General features: G+C 74.4%; 11 protein-coding genes. 9 read left to right on the forward strand and 2 right to left on the reverse strand.

Features of this window, described 5'->3' with window-relative positions; translation table 11 throughout:
* Positions 1-167: 167 nt before the first annotated feature.
* From pelF to moeZ, 5 genes are all read left to right on the forward strand, one after another.
* Positions 168-1772 (forward strand): GT4 family glycosyltransferase PelF, encoded by a 1605-nt coding sequence (pelF, locus tag OG753_RS27445; protein WP_405792826.1) that lies wholly within the window; start codon positions 168-170, stop codon positions 1770-1772.
* Entirely contained in the window at positions 1769-2719 is a 951-nt protein-coding gene (locus OG753_RS27450; protein WP_405790507.1) for a hypothetical protein, read from the forward strand. The genes pelF and OG753_RS27450 overlap by 4 nt, the downstream gene beginning before the upstream one ends.
* 135 nt (positions 2720-2854) lie before the next feature.
* Positions 2855-3865, forward strand: coding sequence for an NAD-dependent epimerase/dehydratase (locus OG753_RS27455; protein WP_033218566.1), 1011 nt, complete (start codon positions 2855-2857; stop codon positions 3863-3865).
* Positions 3853-4608, forward strand: a complete 756-nt coding sequence (locus tag OG753_RS27460) for a spherulation-specific family 4 protein (protein ID WP_405790508.1) — start codon at positions 3853-3855, stop codon at positions 4606-4608. Before OG753_RS27455 ends, OG753_RS27460 begins: the two co-directional genes overlap by 13 nt.
* A gap of 84 nt (positions 4609-4692) precedes the next feature.
* The gene (gene moeZ, locus OG753_RS27465; protein WP_030011110.1) at positions 4693-5871 is read left to right on the forward strand and encodes an adenylyltransferase/sulfurtransferase MoeZ; all 1179 of its coding nucleotides are present in this window, start codon (positions 4693-4695) and stop codon (positions 5869-5871) included.
* 75 nt (positions 5872-5946) lie between these two features.
* Here the strand turns inward: moeZ and OG753_RS27470 are convergent, their stop codons facing one another.
* Positions 5947-7551, reverse strand: a complete 1605-nt coding sequence (locus OG753_RS27470) for an alpha/beta hydrolase (protein WP_327264323.1) — start codon at positions 7549-7551, stop codon at positions 5947-5949.
* Between the two features lie 87 nt (positions 7552-7638).
* Entirely contained in the window at positions 7639-10473 is a 2835-nt protein-coding gene (locus OG753_RS27475) for a YbhN family protein (RefSeq protein ID WP_405790509.1), read from the reverse strand.
* Positions 10474-10640: 167 nt separating this feature from the next.
* Here OG753_RS27475 and OG753_RS27480 point away from each other — a divergent pair, with 167 nt between their 5' ends.
* The 4 genes from OG753_RS27480 (at position 10641) to OG753_RS27495 (ending at position 20160) form a co-directional block, all read left to right on the forward strand.
* The gene (locus tag OG753_RS27480; RefSeq protein ID WP_383199221.1) at positions 10641-11003 is read left to right on the forward strand and encodes an MGMT family protein; all 363 of its coding nucleotides are present in this window, start codon (positions 10641-10643) and stop codon (positions 11001-11003) included.
* Between the two features lie 192 nt (positions 11004-11195).
* Positions 11196-14735 carry an ATP-dependent helicase gene (locus OG753_RS27485; protein ID WP_405790511.1) on the forward strand — a complete coding sequence of 1180 codons (3540 nt, stop codon included), beginning with the start codon at positions 11196-11198 and terminating at the stop codon, positions 14733-14735.
* Positions 14736-14814: 79 nt separating this feature from the next.
* Positions 14815-18738 carry a UvrD-helicase domain-containing protein gene (locus OG753_RS27490; RefSeq protein ID WP_405790513.1) on the forward strand — a complete coding sequence of 1308 codons (3924 nt, stop codon included), beginning with the start codon at positions 14815-14817 and terminating at the stop codon, positions 18736-18738.
* A 9-nt stretch (positions 18739-18747) separates the two neighbouring features.
* Positions 18748-20160 carry a dipeptidase gene (locus OG753_RS27495; RefSeq protein ID WP_405790515.1) on the forward strand — a complete coding sequence of 471 codons (1413 nt, stop codon included), beginning with the start codon at positions 18748-18750 and terminating at the stop codon, positions 20158-20160.
* Positions 20161-20198 lie beyond the last annotated feature (38 nt).

Raw genomic sequence — 20198 nt, forward strand, 5'->3', positions numbered from 1 at the left:
AGCGTGCTCGAACGCGAACCGTACGGGAAAGTTACGACTCTTCACCCCTTCCGGTGGCGCGACGGACAACCGTCCGTCGCGCCTTCGGCATATCCGCTTGAGTTCTCCCGCGGCGGGTCGCCTGACCGAACGGCGACCGCCTGAACGGGAGATCGGGGGTGCCACTCGTGCGGATCGGACTGCTCACGGAAGGTGGTTATCCGTATGCGACGGGAGAGGCGAGGCTGTGGTGCGACCGGCTCGTGCGCGGGCTCCCGCAGCACGAGTTCGAGATCTACGCACTGAGCCGCAGCGCCGAGCAGGAGCGCACCCGGGTGCCACTGCCCGAGAACGCCGTCCGGGTCCGGACGGCCCCCCTGTGGGCCCCCGCCGACGACGGGCGCAGCTACTCCCGGCGTGAACGCCGCCGGTTCGTGGACTGCTTCAAGGAGCTGGTCCACGGGATCTGCGCCGGTGAGCCGGAGCCCTTCGCCGCCGGCCTGTACGGGCTCGCCGGACTCGCCCGCGAACAGGGCGGGATGTACGCGGCCCTGCGCTCCGAGTCCGCCGTGCGGGCCCTGGAGTCCGCCTGCCGGGCGCCCGGCGCCGCACGGACCGTACGGACGGCGCAGGTGACCGACCTGCTGGAGTTCGTCGACGAACTGGAAGTCATGCTGCGGCCGTTGTCCCTCGACTGGTACGAGGAGAACTCCGAGCCCGGTGGCCTCGGCGAGGCCGACATCTGCCACGCGGCCGCGGGCGGGGTGGCAGCGCTCCCCGGACTCCTGGCCAAACGCTTCTTCGGGGTCCCGCTCCTGGTCACCGAGTACGGGGTGCAGCTGCGGGCCCACTACCTGGCCCAGCTCGACACCCGGAGCGAGCCGGAGACCCGCCCCGCCGTACGGGCCCTGCTCGCGGCCTTCCACCTGCGGCTGGCCACCGAGATCTACGCCCGGGCCGACTTCCTGACCCCCGGGAACGCGCACGCCCGGCGCTGGCAGGAGCGGTGCGGGGCCACCCGGGAACGGCTGCGGACCGTCTATCCCGGGATGGAGGCGGACCGATTCGCCACCGTCGGGGAGGCCGCGGACTGCGGGGACCCCGACACGCTGGTGTGGGTCGGCCGGGTGGAGCCCGCCAAGGACCTCATCGCGCTGCTGCACGCCTTCGCCGAGGTCCGCCGGGCCGCGCCCGGCACCCGGCTGCGGATCTTCGCCACCGCCGTGGCCCCCGGCTACCTGACCGACTGCCGTTCCCTGGCGGCCCAGTTGTTCCCCGACGAGGCCGCCGACTCGGTCACCGTGGGGGAGAACCCGGTCTCCTTCGAGGAGATCGGCGGACCCGACGCCCCCACCACGGCCGAGGCGTACGGCGCCGGGCGCGTCGTCGTGCTGTCCTCCGTGATCGAGGGCTTCCCGGTCACCCTCGCCGAGGCGATGCTCTGCGGGCGCGCCACCGTCTCCACCGACGTCGGCGCGGTCTGCGAGGTCATCGGCGGCACCGGCCTCGTGGTCCCGCCCCGCAATCCCCGGGCGCTCGCCGAGGCCTGCCTGTCGCTGCTGCAGGACCCCGAGCGGGCGCAGCGGCTCGGCGCCGCCGCCCGGGCCCGGGCCCTGGAGCTCTTCACCGTCGAGCAGAACGTGGCCGCCTTCCAGGAGATCTACCTGCGGCTGCTGGCCAAGGGCTCCGCGCGGCCGGACGGCGGGATCCCCTTCGCCCGGCCCCCGGAGGCCCGGGTGCCCGGCCACTGGACCAGCCCGACGTGGGCTCCCGCCCCGGAGGCGAGCGTATGACCACCGTCGACCCCGAGATCTCGGCCCCGGCGCCGCCGGAGAGCGCGGCGGCCGGTCCGGCCCGGAACCCTGCCGCGGGCACCGGCCCCTCCGCCGCCCGGCGCAAGGCCGCCGGGGATCCCGTCAAGGCCCTGCTGCACCGTCACCGGGACCTGTGCGAGCGGGCCGTGGACCCGCTGGAGATCGCCGCCGGGCTGGAGGCCCACGGCATCACCGACCGCACCGCCGCCCGCTTCCGGCACCGGGACGTCTTCTCCCTCGCCGAGGAGCTGTATGCGCGCAGCCCCCACGAGGAGGTCTCCGCGGCCGCGCCCGCCCTGGTCCCGGCCGGCCCCGCCGCCTTCCGCGGCATCGGCTACGCGCTGCTGCCCGCCGCCCTCGCCTGCTCCGCGGCCGCCGCCGGGCAGGTGTGGGCCGGGGCCGCCGCCGCGGCCGCCGTCGCCGCCGCCCTGGTGTGGCCCGGGCGGGCCGCCGGGGGCCGGTTCCCCTACGCGGCGCACCTGCTGGCCGCGGCCGTCGCCGGCTGGGCCGTGTACCGCCACGGCACCGCCCTCGCGGTCGGCCTCGCGCTGGCCGTGGTCCCCGGGCACCTGGCCGCCGTCGCCTTCGCCGCCGGGGGCAGGGCCCGGCTCGACGGGAGCCGCGCCCTGGAGGACTTCGCCGACCGGACCCGTCCGCTGCTGGTGGCGGCCGTCGTCGTGTTCACCGGGGCAGCGGCCGGGGCCGCCGCACTCGCCGGGACACCGCTGCCGGTGGCCGTGCCGCTCGCCCTGCTGCTGTTCCTGACCCGGCTCCTGCTGCGGCACGGCGCGCACCGCGCACCGCTCGGCGCCGCCCTCGCCCTCGCCCTGGTGCCCGTCCCGGAGGCGGCCCTCGCCGCCGCGGCCGGACTCCTCGTACACGCCGTCCTCGCCCTGTCCCGCGCATCCGCGCATGCGAGGCCCTGACGTCCCCGGGACGTCCCCAGACCTTCGGAGCCGACGCCGAGGCGCTTTACCCGTACCCCGCCCCACCCGTCCGTCCACCCGTCCGCAAGGAGAAACAGACATGACCGGCCAGCCAACCAACCAAGGGGTCACGCGATGAGGGTGCTGCTGATCGGAGCCAACGGATACCTCGGCCGCTACGTCGCCGACCGGCTGCTCGCCGACCCCGCCGTCCAGCTCACCGCGCTCGGCCGCGGCGACGACGCCGACGTCCGCTTCGACCTCGCCACCGGCAGCCCCGGGGCGCTCACCCGCTTCCTCGACGCAGTCCACCCCGGCGTCGTCATCAACTGCGCCGGAGCCACCCGGGGCGGGGCCCGTGAACTGACCCGGCACAACACCGTCGCCGTCGCGACGATCTGCGAATCGCTGCGCCGCAGCGGCTGCGGGGCCCGGCTGGTGCAGCTTGGCTGCGCCGCCGAATACGGGCCCAGCCAGCCCGGATCGTCCACGGCCGAGGACGCCGTGCCGAGACCGGGTGGGCCGTACGGGGTGAGCAAGCTCGCCGCCACCGAACTGGTCCTCGGCTCCGGACTGGACGCCGTCGTCCTGCGGATCTTCTCGCCCGTCGGCCCCGGCACCCCCGCCGGATCCCCGCTCGGCCGGCTCGCCGAGGCCATGCGCCGCGCGATGCAGGCGGGCGACGGCGAGCTGAAGCTCAGCGGGCTCGGCGTGCAGCGCGACTTCGTGGACGTACGGGACGTGGCGCGGGCCGTGCACGCCGCCTCCCTGTCCGCCGCCCAGGGCGTGGTCAACATCGGCACCGGCCGTGCCGTCCGGCTGCGCGACGCGGCCGCGGTCCTCGCCCGGGTCGCAGGGTACGGAGGCGCCCTGCACGAGCTGGACGTCCCGCACGGCGGACCCCAGCAGGCCCACGGACACCCCGGCCGCCCGGCCGGACTCGCCACCATCGGCTCCCCCCGCTCCGAGGCCACCGCGGAGCAGATGGCCGCCGCGGCGCCCCAGCCGTACCCCTACCCGGACGGCTGCGGGGCCTGGCAGCAGGCGGACGTCCGTACCGCCCGGGACCGGCTCGGCTGGCGGCCCCGGATCAACCTGGAGGAGTCCCTCGCGGACATCTGGATGGAGGCGGCGTGCCGTATCTGACGACCCCTCCGGGTGCCCTGACCGCCGCCGCGACCGAGGCCGGCCGTCTCGGCCTCGGCATCCCCGGCTACGGGCACCCGCTGCTCGCCCCCGTCGAGTGGGCCGAGCTGACCCGCCCCGGCACCCCGCTGCACTGGGCCGTGCTCAACGTCAAGGACGGCCCGGGAGGGCGGCCCGACCCGCACTGCACGGAGGCGGCCGCGAAGCTGCGCCGGGCGGGCGGCATGATCCTCGGGCATCTCGCGATGCGAGACGGATCGAGGTCCTTCGGGGAGCTGATCTCCGACGCCCACCGCTTCCGCGACTGGTACGGCGTCGGCGGCTTCTATCTCGCCGGGGCCCCGGCGAGCAAGGCCGAACTGGCCTCGGTGAGCCGGGTCGTGGACACCCTGCGGAGCCTCGGCGAGGACCTGCGGATCGTGCTCGGGCACGGCACGCACCCGTACGAGGGCTATGCGGAGACCGCCGACCAGCTGGTCACCTTCTCCGGGGCCTGGGCCGACTACCGCTGGTCGCAGGTGGCGGAGTGGACGGCGGACCATCCGGCGGAGCGGTTCTGCCACCTCGTCCACGGGGTGCCGCGCACGCACCTGGAGGAGGCGATGCGGATCGCCCGCTGGCAGGGAGCGGGCACGATCTGGTTCACGGACCGGCCCGGGGTGCGCGGCAGCGACCCGTGGGCGTCCATGCCCGCGTACTGGGACGAAATTGTCTCAAGGATCGGGACAGGTGTCTTGGAATGAAGACGGCCGTGGCAGTGTTACTGGGAGAACAACCATCAGTTTGCTCCCTGCACCTGCGGGGATGCTCCCACCTCCGGAGTGCCCGTGTCGCTGCCACCGCTGGTCGAGCCAGCAGCTGAGCTCACCGTTGACGAGGTCCGTCGGTATTCGCGGCACCTGATCATCCCGGATGTCGGGATGGACGGCCAGAAGCGCCTGAAGAACGCCAAGGTGCTGGCCGTGGGTGCCGGCGGTCTCGGCTCGCCCGCCCTCATGTACCTCGCCGCGGCCGGTGTCGGCACGCTGGGCATCGTGGAGTTCGACGAGGTCGACGAGTCGAACCTGCAGCGCCAGATCATCCACAGCCAGGCGGACATCGGCCGTTCCAAGGCCGAGTCGGCCCGCGACAGCGTGCTGGGCATCAACCCGTACGTGAACGTGGTCCTTCACGAAGAGCGGCTCGAGGCCGAGAACGTGATGGAGATCTTCAGCCAGTACGACCTCATCGTCGACGGCACGGACAACTTCGCCACGCGCTACCTCGTCAACGACGCCTGCGTGCTGCTGAACAAGCCGTACGTGTGGGGCTCGATCTACCGCTTCGACGGCCAGGCCTCGGTCTTCTGGTCCGAGCACGGCCCGTGCTACCGCTGCCTCTACCCCGAGCCGCCCCCGCCGGGCATGGTCCCGAGCTGCGCCGAGGGCGGCGTGCTGGGCGTGCTCTGCGCGTCCATCGGGTCCATCCAGGTCACCGAGGCCATCAAGGTCCTCACGGGTGTCGGCGAGCCGCTGGTCGGCCGTCTGATGATCTACGACGCCCTGGAGATGCAGTACCGCCAGGTCAAGGTCCGCAAGGACCCCGACTGCGCGGTGTGCGGTCCCAACGCGACCGTCACCGAGCTCATCGACTACGAGGCCTTCTGCGGCGTCGTGTCGGAGGAGGCCCAGGAGGCGGCCGCCGGTTCGACGATCACTCCCAAGCAGCTCAAGGAGTGGATCGACACCGACGAGCCCATCGAGATCATCGACGTCCGCGAGATCAACGAGTACGAGATCGTCTCGATCCCCGGCGCGAAGCTGATCCCCAAGGGCGAGTTCCTGATGGGCACCGCCCTCCAGGACCTGCCGCAGGACAAGCGCATCGTCCTGCATTGCAAGACGGGTGTCCGTAGTGCGGAAGTCCTCGCGGTGCTGAAGTCCGCGGGCTTCGCGGACGCGGTGCACGTCGGCGGCGGCGTGATCGGCTGGGTCCACCAGATCGAGCCCGAGAAGCCGGTCTACTAGGCGGCCCCGGCAGCAGTGGTCCGAAGGGGCCGTACCCCACGCGCGTGGGGTACGGCCCCTTCGGCGTCCTGCGGGTCAGGCGGCCGGCGGCGGCTGCGGCGGCTGCTGTGTCCCGGGCGGCGCCGTCGGGTCCGCGACCGCGGTGCAGACGGTGCCCTCGGCCGGCGTCTTCCCGTCCAGCAGATAGGTGTTCACGGCCGTCTGCACGCACGGGTCACCGCTGTTGTAGGCGCCGTGCCCCTCGCCCTTGTAGGTCAGTTCCACGCCCACGCCCGGGCCGAGCCGCTCCACCATCTTGCGCGCACCCTCGTACGGGGTGGCCGGGTCACCGGTGTTGCCGATCACCAGGATCGGGTCGGAGCCCGGTGCGGAGACGTCGGGCGTCTCCCAGGTGCCGGCGACCGGCCAGCCGGTGCAGGACATCATGGCCCAGCCCAGGAGGTCCCCGAAGACCGGTGAGGCGGCCCGGAAGGTCGCCAGCTTGGCCTTGGTCTCCTCCAGGGTGTAGCGCTCCTTGTCGTCCACGCAGTTGATGGCCGTGTTGGCCGCGCCGATGTTGCTGTAACGCCCTTGCTGGTCACGCCCGTTGAGCGCGTCCGAGAGGGCCATCAGCAGCTGGCCCTGACCGCCCTGCGCCTCGTCGATGCCCTGCTCCAGCAACGGCCACAGCTCCTGGGAGTACAGGGCCTGCGCGATGCCGTTGGTCGCCTGGTTCTCGGTGAGCATCCGGTTGCCGGTGCCCGGAATGGGCTTGGCGGCCAGCGACTTCTGCAGCTCGATGATGCTGTCCTCGATCTCCTTGGGCGTGCTGCCCTGGAGCCGGCACTCGTCACCGCGGTCCACGCAGTCCTGGGCGAAGTTGCCGAGCGCGAGCTGGAAGCCCTTGGCCTGGCCCAGCGCACTCTGCTCGGCGGTCTTGGTCGGGTCCACGACGGCGTCGAAGACGGCCCGGCCGACGTTCTTCGGGAAGAGGTGGGCGTAGACCCCGCCCAGTTCGGTGCCGTAGGAGATGCCGAAGTAGTTCAGCTTCTCGTCGCCGAGCGCCTGGCGGATGCGGTCCAGGTCGCGGGCGGCGTTCTCGGTGCCGACGTGGGGGAGGAGCTTGCCGGAGTTCTTCTCGCAGGCCTCCTGGTACTTCCTGATGTTGTCGACGAAGGCCTTCTCCTCCTCCGGGGTCTCGGGGGAGGAGTCCTCGCTGTGGTAGGCGTCCAGCTCCTTGTCGCTCTCGCACAGGACGGGATCGCTGCCGCCCACCCCGCGGGGGTCGAAGCTGACCAGGTCGTACCGGGCGCGCAGGGCCTCGTACTCCTTGGCGGCGCCGGGCAGCGTACTGATCCCGGACCCGCCGGGGCCGCCGAAGTTGAAGACCAGCGAGCCCAGCCGGTTCTTCCGGTCGCGCGCCTCGGCCCGGATCAGGGAGATCGGGACCGTCCCGCCCTCGGGCTTCGCGTAGTCGAGCGGGACGTCGAGGGTGGCGCACTGCCAGTCCTTCGGCGGGGCCGGACCACCGCCCTGGGCGGCGGTCGGGGCGTCGCAGTCACCCCACTTGAGAGGCTTGACCTCCGGTGTGCCGTCGGCCGTCGTCTTCTTCCCGTCGCCGTCGTCGGAGCAGGCGGCCGTGGCGAGCAGCCCGGCTGCGAGCGTGGCGGCGGCGGTGACCCGCCAGGCGTGTGTCGGCATGTCCCCATCCTGTGGGCCCCGTGCCGACCCCGCCCGCGCGCTGACCCGAACGGGGGGCCGCGGCCGGCGGGGCCCTCGCCCGACCCCCTAGATGGCTTCCTTGCGGGTCAGGAAGTTGAACGAGATCCACCCCGGCAGCACCGGCAGCCAGAAGGTCATCAGGCGGAACAGCAGCACCGCCGAGATCGCGACCTCCTTCTCCAGGCCCGCCGCGATCAGCCCGAGGGTGAGCGTGGTCTCCACCGCGCCCATACCGCCCGGTGTCGGCGCCGCCGACCCCAGCGCGTTGCCCGCCAGGAACACCACCGCGATGCTCGCGTAGCTGATGGCCTCGCCGCCCCCGAACGCGCGGATCGACGCGTCCAGGCACATCACGAAGCAACCCGTCAGCAGCAGCATGCCGCCGATGCCCGTCACCAGCTTCTTCGGCCGCTGCAGCACGTCCAGCATGCGCGGCACCACACCGGCGAACAGTGCCCGTACCCGTGTCACCACGAACTTCCGCATGAACGGGACCGCCGTCACCACCAGCACCAGCACGGCCACCGTCAGCAGACCCGCGATGACGGCCCGGGACGGGGTCATCTCCGGGGTCTTCTCGGTCCCGGTCAGATAACCGAACGACAGCAGCAGCACGATGTGGCTGGCCAGCCCGAACAGCTGGGAGGCGCCCACGCTCGCGACCGCCAGCCCCGGCCGGACACCCGCCCGCTGCAGGAACCGCGTGTTCAGCGCGACACCGCCGACGGCCGCCGGAGCCACCAGCTTCACGAACGACCCGGCCACCTGCGCGACCACCGTCCGCAGGAACGGCACCCGCTCCGGCACGAAGCCCAGCAGGCTCATCGCCGCCGCGAAGTACGTCAGCGCCGAGAAGGCGAGGGCCGCCCCGACCCAGCCCCACTGCGCCTCGCCGATGATCGTCGCGAAGTCCACGTGGGCGAGCTGCGTGAGCAGGAAGTACGCACCGAACGCGCCCGCGATGAACGAGACCAGCGTGCGCGGCCGGATCCGCTCCAGCCGGGCCGGCTCCACCGGCGCCTGCGGGCGGATCAGCAGCACCTGGTGGCGGATCTGGGTCAGCAGATCCTCCTCGCGCGCGCCGTCCAGCGCGTCCTCCAGGGCCTTCTTCTCGGCCTTGCGGTCCGCGGCGGCCGAGGCGGAGACAGGAGTGGCGGAGTGGGCGGATTCCGCCTCGCGCGCCGCCTTCGCCGCGCGCGAGGACTCCAGTACGGCCTCCCGCTGCCGCTCGGCCCGCTCCCGGGCCAGCTTGCGCAGCGTCGCCCGGGTGGAACGGCTCAGCGCGATCGGCTGGAGCAGCGGCAGGCAGTCCGCCACCGCATCCGGGCCGAGCACCGACACGGCCGAGGCCACCGCGCGCTCCGCGCCGACCCGCAGGCCGACCGTGGTCAGCAGCTGTGCGATGTCCATCCGGAGCACGAGGTCGCCCGCGGCGATCTCGCCGCCGCGCAGGTCGGTGAGGATGACGTTGCCGGAACGATCCACCACCAGGGCGTCACCGGTCAGCCGCCGGTGCGCGATCCGCCGCGACTGGAGGGCCCGTACCTGCTTCCACGTGGTGTGGATCAGTTCGTCGGTGATCTCCTCGTCGGAGAGCGCGTCGAGGGCCCGGACATCCAGGTGCTCGTAGACGAGCATCACCGCGTCCGGACCGAGCTCGGACGTGGCGATCAGCTTCGGTGCGTTCGCCCCGGCCGCGATGGCCGCGTAGGCGAGGAGCGCCTCCTGCTCCAGCGCCTGGCGCAGCGACTGCAGGCTGCGCCCGGTGGTGATGCCGCGCAGGGTGAGCCGGCGCCAGACCCGGTAGAAGAAGCCGTGAGCCTGCTGCTCGCGGTCGACGATCGTGACGTCGAGCGGCGGCCCGTCCTCGAGGGTCACGTGGTAGCGGCGCCCCCGGTCGTTGGCCTCGGACGGCTCGGGGCCCTCCGGCATCTCGGCGCGCATCGCGCTGACCGGCTGGAAGCCGACCCGGCGCAGTCCGGCGAGGAGGTGCTGCCCGGTGGGGCGCACGTTGGGCGAGCCGACGGCGTAGAGGGTGCCGTAGGCGACGCTCCAGCCGATCAGCACGGTCAGGACGATCGAGAAGGGTGTGGTGTACCCGTTGACCAGCATGGCCAGGGCGTTGAGCAGCAGGACCACCCACAGCGCGACGCGCCAGTGGGGTCTGCGGGTCATGCCGACCGCGGTCATGTACGCGATGACGGGCGCGAGGTAGCCGTGGACCGGGTCGGTGAGGGTCCCGCCGCCCGCGGGGCGGGTGAGGGCGTCCTGGATGGTGTCGGGGGCGGCCTGCGAGACCCACAGGTCGGTGGCGAGGGTGACACCGTGGGCGAGGACGGCGGCGAGCACGCCGTCGGCGATGCGCAGGCCGTCGCGTTTGATCAGCCGCTCGATGGCGAAGGCGACGGGCAGCAGCAGCACCGCGATGCTGGACACCAGCGCGGCGACCTTGATCAGCAGGGCGGGCGCCTGGCCGGTGCCCTTGCTGATGTCCTCCTCCAGGCCGACCGTGGTGCCGTGGGCGAAGGCGGCGATGGCGAGGAGGACGGCGATGCCGAGGATGCCGACGAGCAGGCGTACGAGGTCGGACGGCCGGTGCACGCGGGCGGCGAGCAGCGGTTCGTCGACCTCGACCCGGTCGGCGGGCGAGGAGGCGTGGCCGTGCGAGACCTCGGCGCCGCGGGCGTCCAGGGCATCGCCGGCCCGGTCGTCCCGGTCGCTCAGGTCGTCCCGGTCGTCCTGGTCGCTCCGGTCGCTCAGGTCGTCCCGGTCGCCGCGGACACCTCGGCCGTCGGGGCGCGGGGGCTCCGGACGGGGCTCCGGGACGGGTTCGCGGTGGGAGGCGTGGCCGTCGTCAGGGCGTGCGCCGTCGTCGGTCGCCGCGCCGTCCGGAGGGCTCACACCCTGCTCCTTCGTCGTCACTTCCGTCTCTTCTTGATCACGTATCACCAGTCACCGCCCGGAAGATGGTGGCACGGACCGACACGCCAGCGGGGCATCAGGGTGCGCGCCGGTGCGGAAGCGAGACTTCCGCCCGAGCGCCGACGATGTGCTGCACCATGTGCCGAATGAGTGAGGAGCTGCCCGCGTACGCGGAGCGCGTGCTGGAGGTGGCCGAGCGTATTCCGCCCGGCCGGGTGATGACGTACGGGGACGTCGCCGAGTGGCTGGGCGAGGCGGGACCCCGTCAGGTCGGGCGTGTCATGGCCCTGTACGGGGGAGCCGTGCCCTGGTGGCGCGTGGTGCGGGCGGACGGCCTGCCCCTGCCCGGCCACGAGGTGCGCGCCCTGGAGCACTACCGGACCGAGGCCACCCCGCTGCGCCTGACGGCGGGCGGCGAGCCGCGCCTGGACATGCGCCGGGCGCGCTGGGACGGGTCCCCCGGACAGGATGGCGGACAGGACGGCATGCGCGACGAGGCTCACACCTGACAGCTTCGGCCATGCGGGGCCGGGGCGGGCGATCGGGCGACGGTCCGAACGCCCGTCCGGGCTACCCGGGGGGACTGCGCGGCGTCGGCCGGTTGCCGTAGCGTTGCCTCTTCGGCTTCCGCGCCGGCTCGCGCCCGAGCCGTCACGGCAGCACCGCCCCACCCCGCAGACCCACCAGGACCGGCACCCCACGTGATCACCTCTTCCTCCGACCGCACCGAACGGCGGCGTACGCGGACCCCCGACGCGTACCGCCTCGTGCGCACCGGGCCGGAACGGGTGGATCCCCCTGAGCTGGACGCAGCGCAGCGGGCGGTGGTTGACCACACCGGCGGACCACTCCTGGTTCTCGCCGGGCCGGGCACCGGGAAGACGACCACGCTGGTCGAGGCCGTGACCGCCCGTGTGGAAGCGGGTACCGACCCCGCCCGGATCCTCATCCTCACCTTCAGTCGCAAGGCGGCGGTGGAACTGCGCGACCGGGCCGCCCTGCGCCTCGGCGGAGCGCGCGCCCCGCAGGCCACCACCTTCCACTCCTTCTGCTACGGACTGGTCCGCGCCCACCAGGACACCGACCTCTTCGCCGACCCGCTGCGGCTGCTGTCCGGCCCCGAGCAGGACGTGATGGTCCGCACCCTCCTGGAGGGCCAGCGCCGGATCCGCTCCATCCGCTGGCCGGACGACCTGCGGGCCGCGCTGACCACGCGCGGGTTCGCCGACGAGGTCCGGGCGGTGCTCGCCCGCGCCCGCGAGCTGGGCCTCGGGCCGCAGGCCCTCTCCTCGTTCGCCGACCGCATAGGGCGCCCGGACTGGAAGGCGGCGGCGGCCTTCCTCTCCGAGTACCTGGACGTCCTCGACATGCAGGGCACGCTGGACTACGCGGAGCTCCTGCACCGGGCGGTGCTCCTCGCCGAGCGCACGCCGTCCCTCGCCTCGGCGTACGACGCGATCTTCATCGACGAGTACCAGGACACGGACGCCTCGCAGCTGCGGCTGCTGCGGGCGCTGACCGGCCCGGGCGGCACGCTGGTCGCCTTCGGCGACCCCGACCAGTCGATCTACGCCTTCCGGGGCGCCGACATCAACAACGTCCTGGACTTCGAGTCGGCCTTCCCCGGCGCGCGGGTCAAGGCCCTCACCGTCGGCCGCCGCTCCGGCGCGGCCCTGCTGGCCGCCACCCGGCTCCTCACCACCCGGATGCCGGTCCCGCGGCTGCCGGCCGAGGCGGTCCGCGCTCACCGCAACCTCGCGCCGGTGCGGGACGGCGGGCGGGTGGAGGTCTTCACGTACCCGACGGCGGGCGCCGAGCTGGACAACATCGCCGACATCCTGCGCCGGGCCCACCTGGAGGACGGTGTCCCGTGGCAGGACATGGCCGTCCTGGTCCGCGCCGGGGGCCGCACCCTTCCGGCGATGCGCCGCGCCCTGATCTCGGCGGGAGTCCCGGCCGAGACGGACGGCACGGACACCCCGCTGCGCCACGAACCGGCGGTCTCCCCCCTCCTGACGGCCCTCCGCGCCGCAGCCACCGCCGCCGAACCGGCTACGGGCCCCGTGCCCCCCACCGGCTCTGCCGCCGCGGCCGCGCCGGGCGCGGGCTCCTCGGGAACCGACCCCGACGCGGTCGAGCCCGGCTCTGCCGACGCCGAGCCGGCCGGCGACCCCGCCGGAGGCGACCAGGCCGGCGAGCTCGCTCGCGCTGTCGGGGTGGGTGGGCGGGAAACATCCCCGGCCGGAGGCGAGCCCGACGCCGTCACAGAGAGCCCGGGGTCGAGCCACGCGGACCCCACCGGTGGCGAGCCCGACGCCGTCGAAGCGGGCCCGGGGTCCGACCTCGCGAGCACGGCCGACCCCGCCGGAGGCGTCACCGTCGAGGCCGCCCTCACCCTGCTCGCCTCCCCCCTCGGTGGGATGGACGCCGCCGACCTGCGGCGGCTCGGCCGCGCCCTGCGCGACGAGGAGCGCGCCGCGGGCATCAAGGTGCCCGCGCCCTCCGACGTGCTGCTCGCCCGCGCCCTCGCCGAGCCGGAACGGCTCACCGCCCACGACCCTGCCTACGCCCGCGGCGCGCAGCGCCTCGGCCTGCTCCTGCGCAAGGCCGGAGAGCTCCTCCAGGGCGGCGGCACCGCCGAGGAGGCCCTCTGGGTCCTCTGGGACGGCACCCCCTGGCCGCAGCGCCTGGAGCGCAGCGCCCGCCGCGGCGGCGCTGCCGGCCGCAACGCCGACCGCGACCTCGACGCCGTCTGCGCCCTCTTCGACACCACCGCCCGCGCCGAGGAGCGCACCGGCGGCCGCGGCGCCCTCAACTTCCTCGAACAACTGGAGGCGGAGGACATCGCCGCCGACACGTTGACGGCCCGTGCCACCCGCTCCGACGCCGTCCGGCTGATGACTGCCCACCGCTCCAAGGGACTGGAGTGGTCCCTCGTCGTCGTCGCCGGCGTCCAGGAGGGCCTGTGGCCCGACCTCCGCCGCCGCGGCTCCCTCCTGGAGGCCGACCGCATCGGCCGTGACGGTCTTGCCGAGCCCCTCACCCCCGGCGCCCTGCTCGCCGAGGAGCGCCGGCTCTTCTACGTCGCCGCCACCCGCGCCCGCGACCGCCTCGTCGTCACCGCCGTCAAGGCCCCCGCCGACGACGGCGACCAGCCCTCCCGCTTCCTCACCGAGCTCGGCGTCCCCCCGCGGGACGTCACCGGCCGCCCCCGCCGCCCCCTCGCCGTCGCCGCGCTCGTCGCCGAGCTGCGCGCGACCACCGTCGACCCCGACGCCTCGCCCGCCCTGCGCGACGCGGCCGCCCGCCGCCTCGCCCGCCTCGCCGCGCTCACCGACGACGAGGACCGCCCCCTGGTCCCCGCCGCGCACCCGCAGCGCTGGTGGGGCCTGTACGAGCCCACCCGCAGCAGCGTCCCGCTGCGCGACCGGGACCGGCCCGTCGCCCTGTCCGGCAGCGCCCTGGAGCAGCTCGCCAACACCTGCTCCCTCCAGTGGTTCCTCGGCCGCGAGGTCAAGGCCGACACCCCCTCCACGGCCGCCCAGGGCTTCGGCAACGTCGTCCACGTCCTCGCCGACGAGGTCGCCTCCGGACGTACCCCCGCCGATCTGGCCGTCCTCATGGAACGGCTCGACTCGGTGTGGGACGCCCTCGCCTTCGACGCGCCCTGGAAGTCCCGCCAGGAGAAGGACAACGCCCGCGCCGCCCTGGAGCGCTTCCTGCGCTGGCACACCACCGACCGCGGGGGCCGGGCGGCCGTCGCCACGGAGCACGAGTTCGACGTCACACTCGAGGCCGGTGACGTCGCCGTCCGCATCCGGGGCTCCATGGACCGGGTCGAGACGGACCCGCAGGGGCGTGCGTACGTCGTCGACTTCAAGACCGGCAAGTCCGCGCCGACCCGGGACGAGGTCGCCCGCCACCCCCAGCTCGCCGTGTACCAGCTCGCCGTCCGCGAGGGCGCCGTCGACGAGGTCTTCGACGGCGTGCGCCCGCCGCCCGGCGGCGCCGAGCTCGTCCAGCTCCGCCAGGGCGCCGCGATCCGCGAGGGCGGCGAGGCGGTGCCCAAGGTCCAGGCCCAGCAGCCGCTCGACGGGGAGTGGGTCGGGGACCTGCTGGCCACTGCCGCGGGCCGGGTGCTGGACGAGCGGTTCGCGCCCGCCGCCGGCCGCCACTGCGACCACTGCTCCTTCCGCAGCTCGTGCAGCGCCCGCCCGGAGGGCCGCCAGACCGTCGAGTGAGCCCGGGGCAGGGGCGGCCACCGCGGCTGCGGTGGCCGGGGCGGTCGGGGCTGTCGGTGGGGGCGGCTAGCCTTTTTACGTGCCCGCGCGTCCGCCCGCCCTCTCCGACCCCGAGCAGCTCAAGGAGCTCCTCGGGATCCCTTTCACGCCCGAACAGATGGCCTGCGTCACCGCCCCGCCCGCCCCGCAGGTCGTCGTCGCCGGCGCGGGCTCGGGCAAGACCACCGTCATGGCGGCCCGCGTGGTCTGGCTCGTGGGCACCGGCGCCGTCGCCCCCGAGCAGGTGCTCGGCCTGACCTTCACCAACAAGGCCGCCGGTGAACTGTCCGAGCGCGTGCGCAAGGCCCTGGCACGGGCCGGCATCACCGATCCGGACCCCTCCCCGGCCGACGCCGACGCCGTCGGCGGCGAGCCCCGCATCTCCACCTACCACGCCTTCGCCGGCCAGCTCCTGAAGGACCACGGCCTGCGCATCGGCCTGGAACCCAGCTCCCGCCTGCTCGCCGACGCCACCCGCTTCCAGCTCGCCGCGAAGGTGCTGCGCGAGGCCCCCGGCCCCTACCCCTCGCTCACCAAGTCCGTCCCCGACCTCGTCGGAGACCTCCTCGCGCTCGACGGAGAGCTCTCCGAGCACCTCGTCGAGCCCGAGCACCTGCGCCTGCACGACACCGGACTGCTGGACGTGCTCGCCGGCACCAAGCTCACCAACGAGGACCTCCGCAAGGTCCCGGAGGCCGTGCGCGGCCGCCTCGAACTGCTGGAACTGGTCGTCCGCTACCGCGCCGCCAAACGCTCCCGCGACCTCTTCGACTTCAGCGACCAGATAGCCCTCTCCGCACAGCTCGCCACCACCCGGCCCGAGGTGGGGGCGCTGCTGCGCGAGGAGTTCCGGGTGGTCCTGCTCGACGAGTACCAGGACACCTCCGTCGCCCAGCGGCTGCTGCTGTCCGGCCTCTTCGGCGCGGGCTCCGGCCATGCCGTGACCGCCGTCGGCGACCCCTGCCAGGCGATCTACGGCTGGCGCGGGGCCTCCGTCGCCAACCTCGACGACTTCCCGGAGCACTTCCCGCACGCCGACGGCACCCCCGCCACCCGGCTCTCCCTCAGTGAGAACCGGCGCAGCGGCGGCCGCCTGCTGGACCTCGCCAACGGTCTCGCCGCCCCGCTGCGCGCCATGCACGAGGGCGTGGAGGCGCTGCGCCCGGCGCCGGGGGCGGAGGCCGCCGGGCAGGTCCGCTGCGCCCTGCTGGAGACGCACGCGCAGGAGCTCGACTGGCTCGCCGACTCCGTGGCCCACCTGGTCCGGACCGGGACCGAGCCGCGCGAGATCGCCGTACTGTGCCGCTCCGCCGGGGATTTCGCGCAGATCCAGGCCGTGCTGGTGGACCGGGACGTGCCGGTGGAGGTCGTCGGCCTCTCCGGGCTGCTGCACCTGCCCGAGGTCGCTGACCTCGTCGCCGTCTGCGAGGTCCTCCAGGACCCGGGAGCCAACGCCTCCCTGGTCCGGCTCCTGATCGGCCCGCGCTGGCGGATCGGCGCGCGCGACCTGGCCCTGCTGGGCCGCCGGGCGCGGCTCCTCGTGGGCCGGTCGCCCGCCGAGTCCGACCCGGACGAACGGCTCGCGGCGGCCGTGGAGGGTGTGGACCCGGCCGAGATCGTGTCGCTGGCCGACGCCCTGGAGACCTTCCTCGACGGCTCCGGCCAGGCCCCGGACGACCTGCCCTTCTCCGCGGAGGCCCGGGTCCGCTTCGCGCACCTCGCCCAGGAGCTGCGCGACCTGCGGCGTTCCCTCGCGGACCCGCTGATGGACGTACTGCACCGGGTGCTGGGCGCCACCGGCCTGGAGGTGGAGCTGTCGGCCTCCCCGCACGCGCTGGCGGCCCGCCGCCGCGAGACGCTGTCGAACTTCATGGACGTCGCGGCCGGTTTCGCCGCCCTGGACGGCGAGGCCACACTGCTGGCCTTCCTGGCGTTCCTGCGCACGGCTGCCCAGTACGAGAAGGGCCTGGACCACGCCCTGCCCGGCGGCGAGAACACGGTCAAGGTGCTCACCGCCCACAAGTCCAAGGGCCTGGAGTGGGACGTGGTGGTGGTCCCGGACCTGTGCGCGGGGGCCTTCCCGAAGGAGAAGCCGCCGGAGGCCTGGACCTCGTACGCGAAGGTCCTCCCGTACGCGCTGCGCGGCGACGCCCCCACCCTGCCCGGGGACCCGGCCTGGACCTCGGCCGGCCTGAAGGCCTTCAAGGCCGCGCTCAAGGACCACAAGGCGGTGGAGGAGCTCCGCCTCGGCTATGTGACCTTCACCCGGCCGCGCTCCCTGCTGCTGGCCTCCGGCCACTGGTGGGGCCCGAGCCAGAAGAAGCGCCGCGGGCCCTCGGCGTTCCTGGAGGCCCTGTACGAGCACTGCGCGGCCGGTTTCGGCGAGATCGAGGCCTGGGCGGACGAGCCCGATCCCACCGCCGAGAACCCGGCGTTGTCCGGGGAGTCCACCCAGGACCACTCCTGGCCCCTCCCGCTCGACCCGCAGTCCCTCACCCTGCGCCGCGCGGCGGCCGCCCTGGTGGAGTCCTACCTCGCGGCCCCGCCCCCGCAGGAGGACGAGTCCTACCTCTGGCCCCCGGACTGCGAAGAGCCGTGGCCGGCCGAAGACCCCTGGGAACCCGACCTCGCGTCCGACGCCGCCCCTGCCAGGGACCAGGACGACGACCGCCGGTCCGGCGAAGCCTGGGCGCCCTCGGGGCCGGACGCGGACGACGTCCGGCCCGCCGAGGCCCACGCCGCCCCCGTCAGGGGCCGGGGCGACGACCACCGGTCCGGCGACGCCTGGGCGCCTCAGGGCTCGGACGACCTCTGGGCCACCGAGGGAGACCTCGCCCCTGCCCGGAGGCAGGACGACGACCGCCGGTCCGGCGACGCCTGGGTACCTCCGGGGCCGGCCTCGGACGACCTCTGGGCGGCCGAGGCCGCGCAGGCCTCCGGGCGGCCGGGGCCGGCAGGCCGGGCCGTCCCCGGGGTCCGGGGCAGCGCCCCGGTTTCGGGAAGGGGCGGGGTGGGGGACGAATCCGCCTCCGCCCACCCCACCGCCGCGCCGGACGACGACCTCTGGGCCGGAGCGTCCCCGTCCGCCGCCGGAGCGACTGCATCGACCCCGCACGCGCGGCAGGGCGCACCCGCCGGTCGGCATGCCGTCCCGCAGGACGACGACCTCTGGCCGGAGGCCGAGCTCCGGGCCCCCGCTGCGGCGGCCGTACCCGGCCCCCCCGCCGGGAGGCACCTCGTACCCGAAGAGGCCCGCGCCGTCGCCTCCTGGGACCGCGACCTCGACGCCCTCGAGGGCGAGCTCCGCCGAGCCCGAGCCGCCGTCCGTGACGTCGAGCTGCCCTCCGCCCTGTCCGCCAGCCAGCTCCTGCGGCTCGCCGCCGACGAGCAGGGCTTCGTACGCGACCTCGCCCGCCCCATGCCGAGGCCCCCGCAGCCCGCCGCCCGCCAGGGCACCCGGTTCCACGCCTGGGTCGAGTCCCGCTTCGACGAACTGCCGCTGCCGTTCCTCGACGTCCTCGACCCCGTCGCCGACCTCCCGGGCGCCGGTTCCGACCAGGAGATCGCCGACGAGGCCGACCTCGACTCCCTCAAGGCCGCCTTCGAGCGCAGCCCGTACGCGGACCGGCCCCCGTACCGCATGGAGGCCCCGGTCCAGCTGACCCTCGCCGGCCGGGTGATCCGCGGCCGGATCGACGCCGTCTACCGCGACCCGGACGGCTCGTACGAGATCGTCGACTGGAAGACCGGCCGGACCACGGAGGCCGATCCGCTCCAGCTCGCCGTCTACCGCGTGGCCTGGGCAGAGGCCACCGGCACCCCGCTCGACCGCGTCTCCGCCGTCTTCCTGCACGTCCGCAGCGGCCGCGTGATCCGTCCCCGCAACCTCCCCGACCGCGCCCGCCTTGAGCGGATCCTCCAAGGCGAAACGGCCCCGGACGGTGCCCACCGGGCGGACGGCTAGGCTCGGGGCATGAGCGACACCCCGCCGGACAACGTCGTCCGCACGTACATCGACACGCACCGCGCCGCCTTCCTCGACGACCTCGCCGAGTGGCTGCGCATTCCCTCCGTGTCGGCGCAGCCCGAGCACGCGGGCGATGTACGCCGCAGCGCCGAATGGCTCGCGGCCAAGCTCAAGGAGACCGGCTTCCCGGTCGCCGAGGTGTGGGAGACCCCCGGCGCGCCCGCCGTCTTCGCGCACTGGCCCAGCGAGGACCCGGACGCCCCGACCGTCCTCGTGTACGGGCACCACGACGTACAGCCCGCCGCCCTCGCCGACGGCTGGCACACCGACCCGTTCGAGCCGGTGATCCGCGACGGCCGCATGTACGGGCGCGGCGCCGCCGACGACAAGGGGCAGGTGTTCTTCCACACCCTCGGGGTGCGGGCGCATCTGGCCGCCACCGGCGCCGCCGCGCCCGCCGTGCACCTCAAGCTGATCGTCGAGGGCGAGGAGGAGTCCGGCTCCCCGAACTTCCGCGCCCTCGTCGAGGCCCGCGCCGCCGAGCTCGCCGCCGACGTCGTGATCGTCTCCGACACCGGCATGTGGTCCGAGACCACCCCCACCGTCTGCACCGGCATGCGCGGCGTCGCCGACTGCGAGATCGACCTCCACGGCCCGGACCAGGACATCCACTCCGGCGCCTTCGGCGGGGCCGTGCCCAATCCGGCCACCGCCGCCGCCCGCCTGGTCGCGGCCCTGCACGACGCCGACGGGCGGGTCACGATCCCCGGCTTCTACGACAACATCGCCGAGCTGACCGACGCGGAGCGCGCGCTCATCGCCGAGCTGCCCTTCGACGAGTCCGAGTGGCTGCGCACCGCCAAGTCCCACGCGGCCGCGGGCGAGGCCGGGTACTCCACCCTGGAGCGCGTCTGGGCCCGCCCCACCGCCGAGGTCAACGGCATCGGCGGTGGCTACCAGGGCCCCGGCGGCAAGACCATCGTGCCCGCCTCCGCCCACCTGAAGCTGTCGTTCCGCCTGGTGTCCGGGCAGGACCCGTACGAGGTAGAGGCCGCCGTCAGGGACTGGGTCGCGGCCGGGATCCCGGACGGGATCCGGCACTCCATCACCTTCGGCGCACCGACCCGCCCGTGCCTGACCCCGCTGGACCACCCGGCCCTGCAGTCGGTCGTGCGGGCCATGGGCCGCGCCTTCGGCCAGAAGATCCGCTTCACGCGGGAGGGCGGCTCCGGCCCCGCGGCGGACCTCCAGGACGTCCTCGGCGCGCCCGTCCTCTTCCTCGGCATCTCGGTGCCGTCCGACGGCTGGCACTCGCCGAACGAGAAGGTCGAGCTGGACCTGCTGCTCAAGGGTGTCGAGACGACCGCCTACCTCTGGGGAGACCTGGCCGCCCACCACAGCCACCGCACCACCGCCTGACCCGACGCACACACCTGTCGTACCGAGCCTGCCTGTCC

The organism is Streptomyces sp. NBC_00029, assembly GCF_045160505.1.
In the GTDB taxonomy this organism is placed as follows: domain Bacteria; phylum Actinomycetota; class Actinomycetes; order Streptomycetales; family Streptomycetaceae; genus Streptomyces.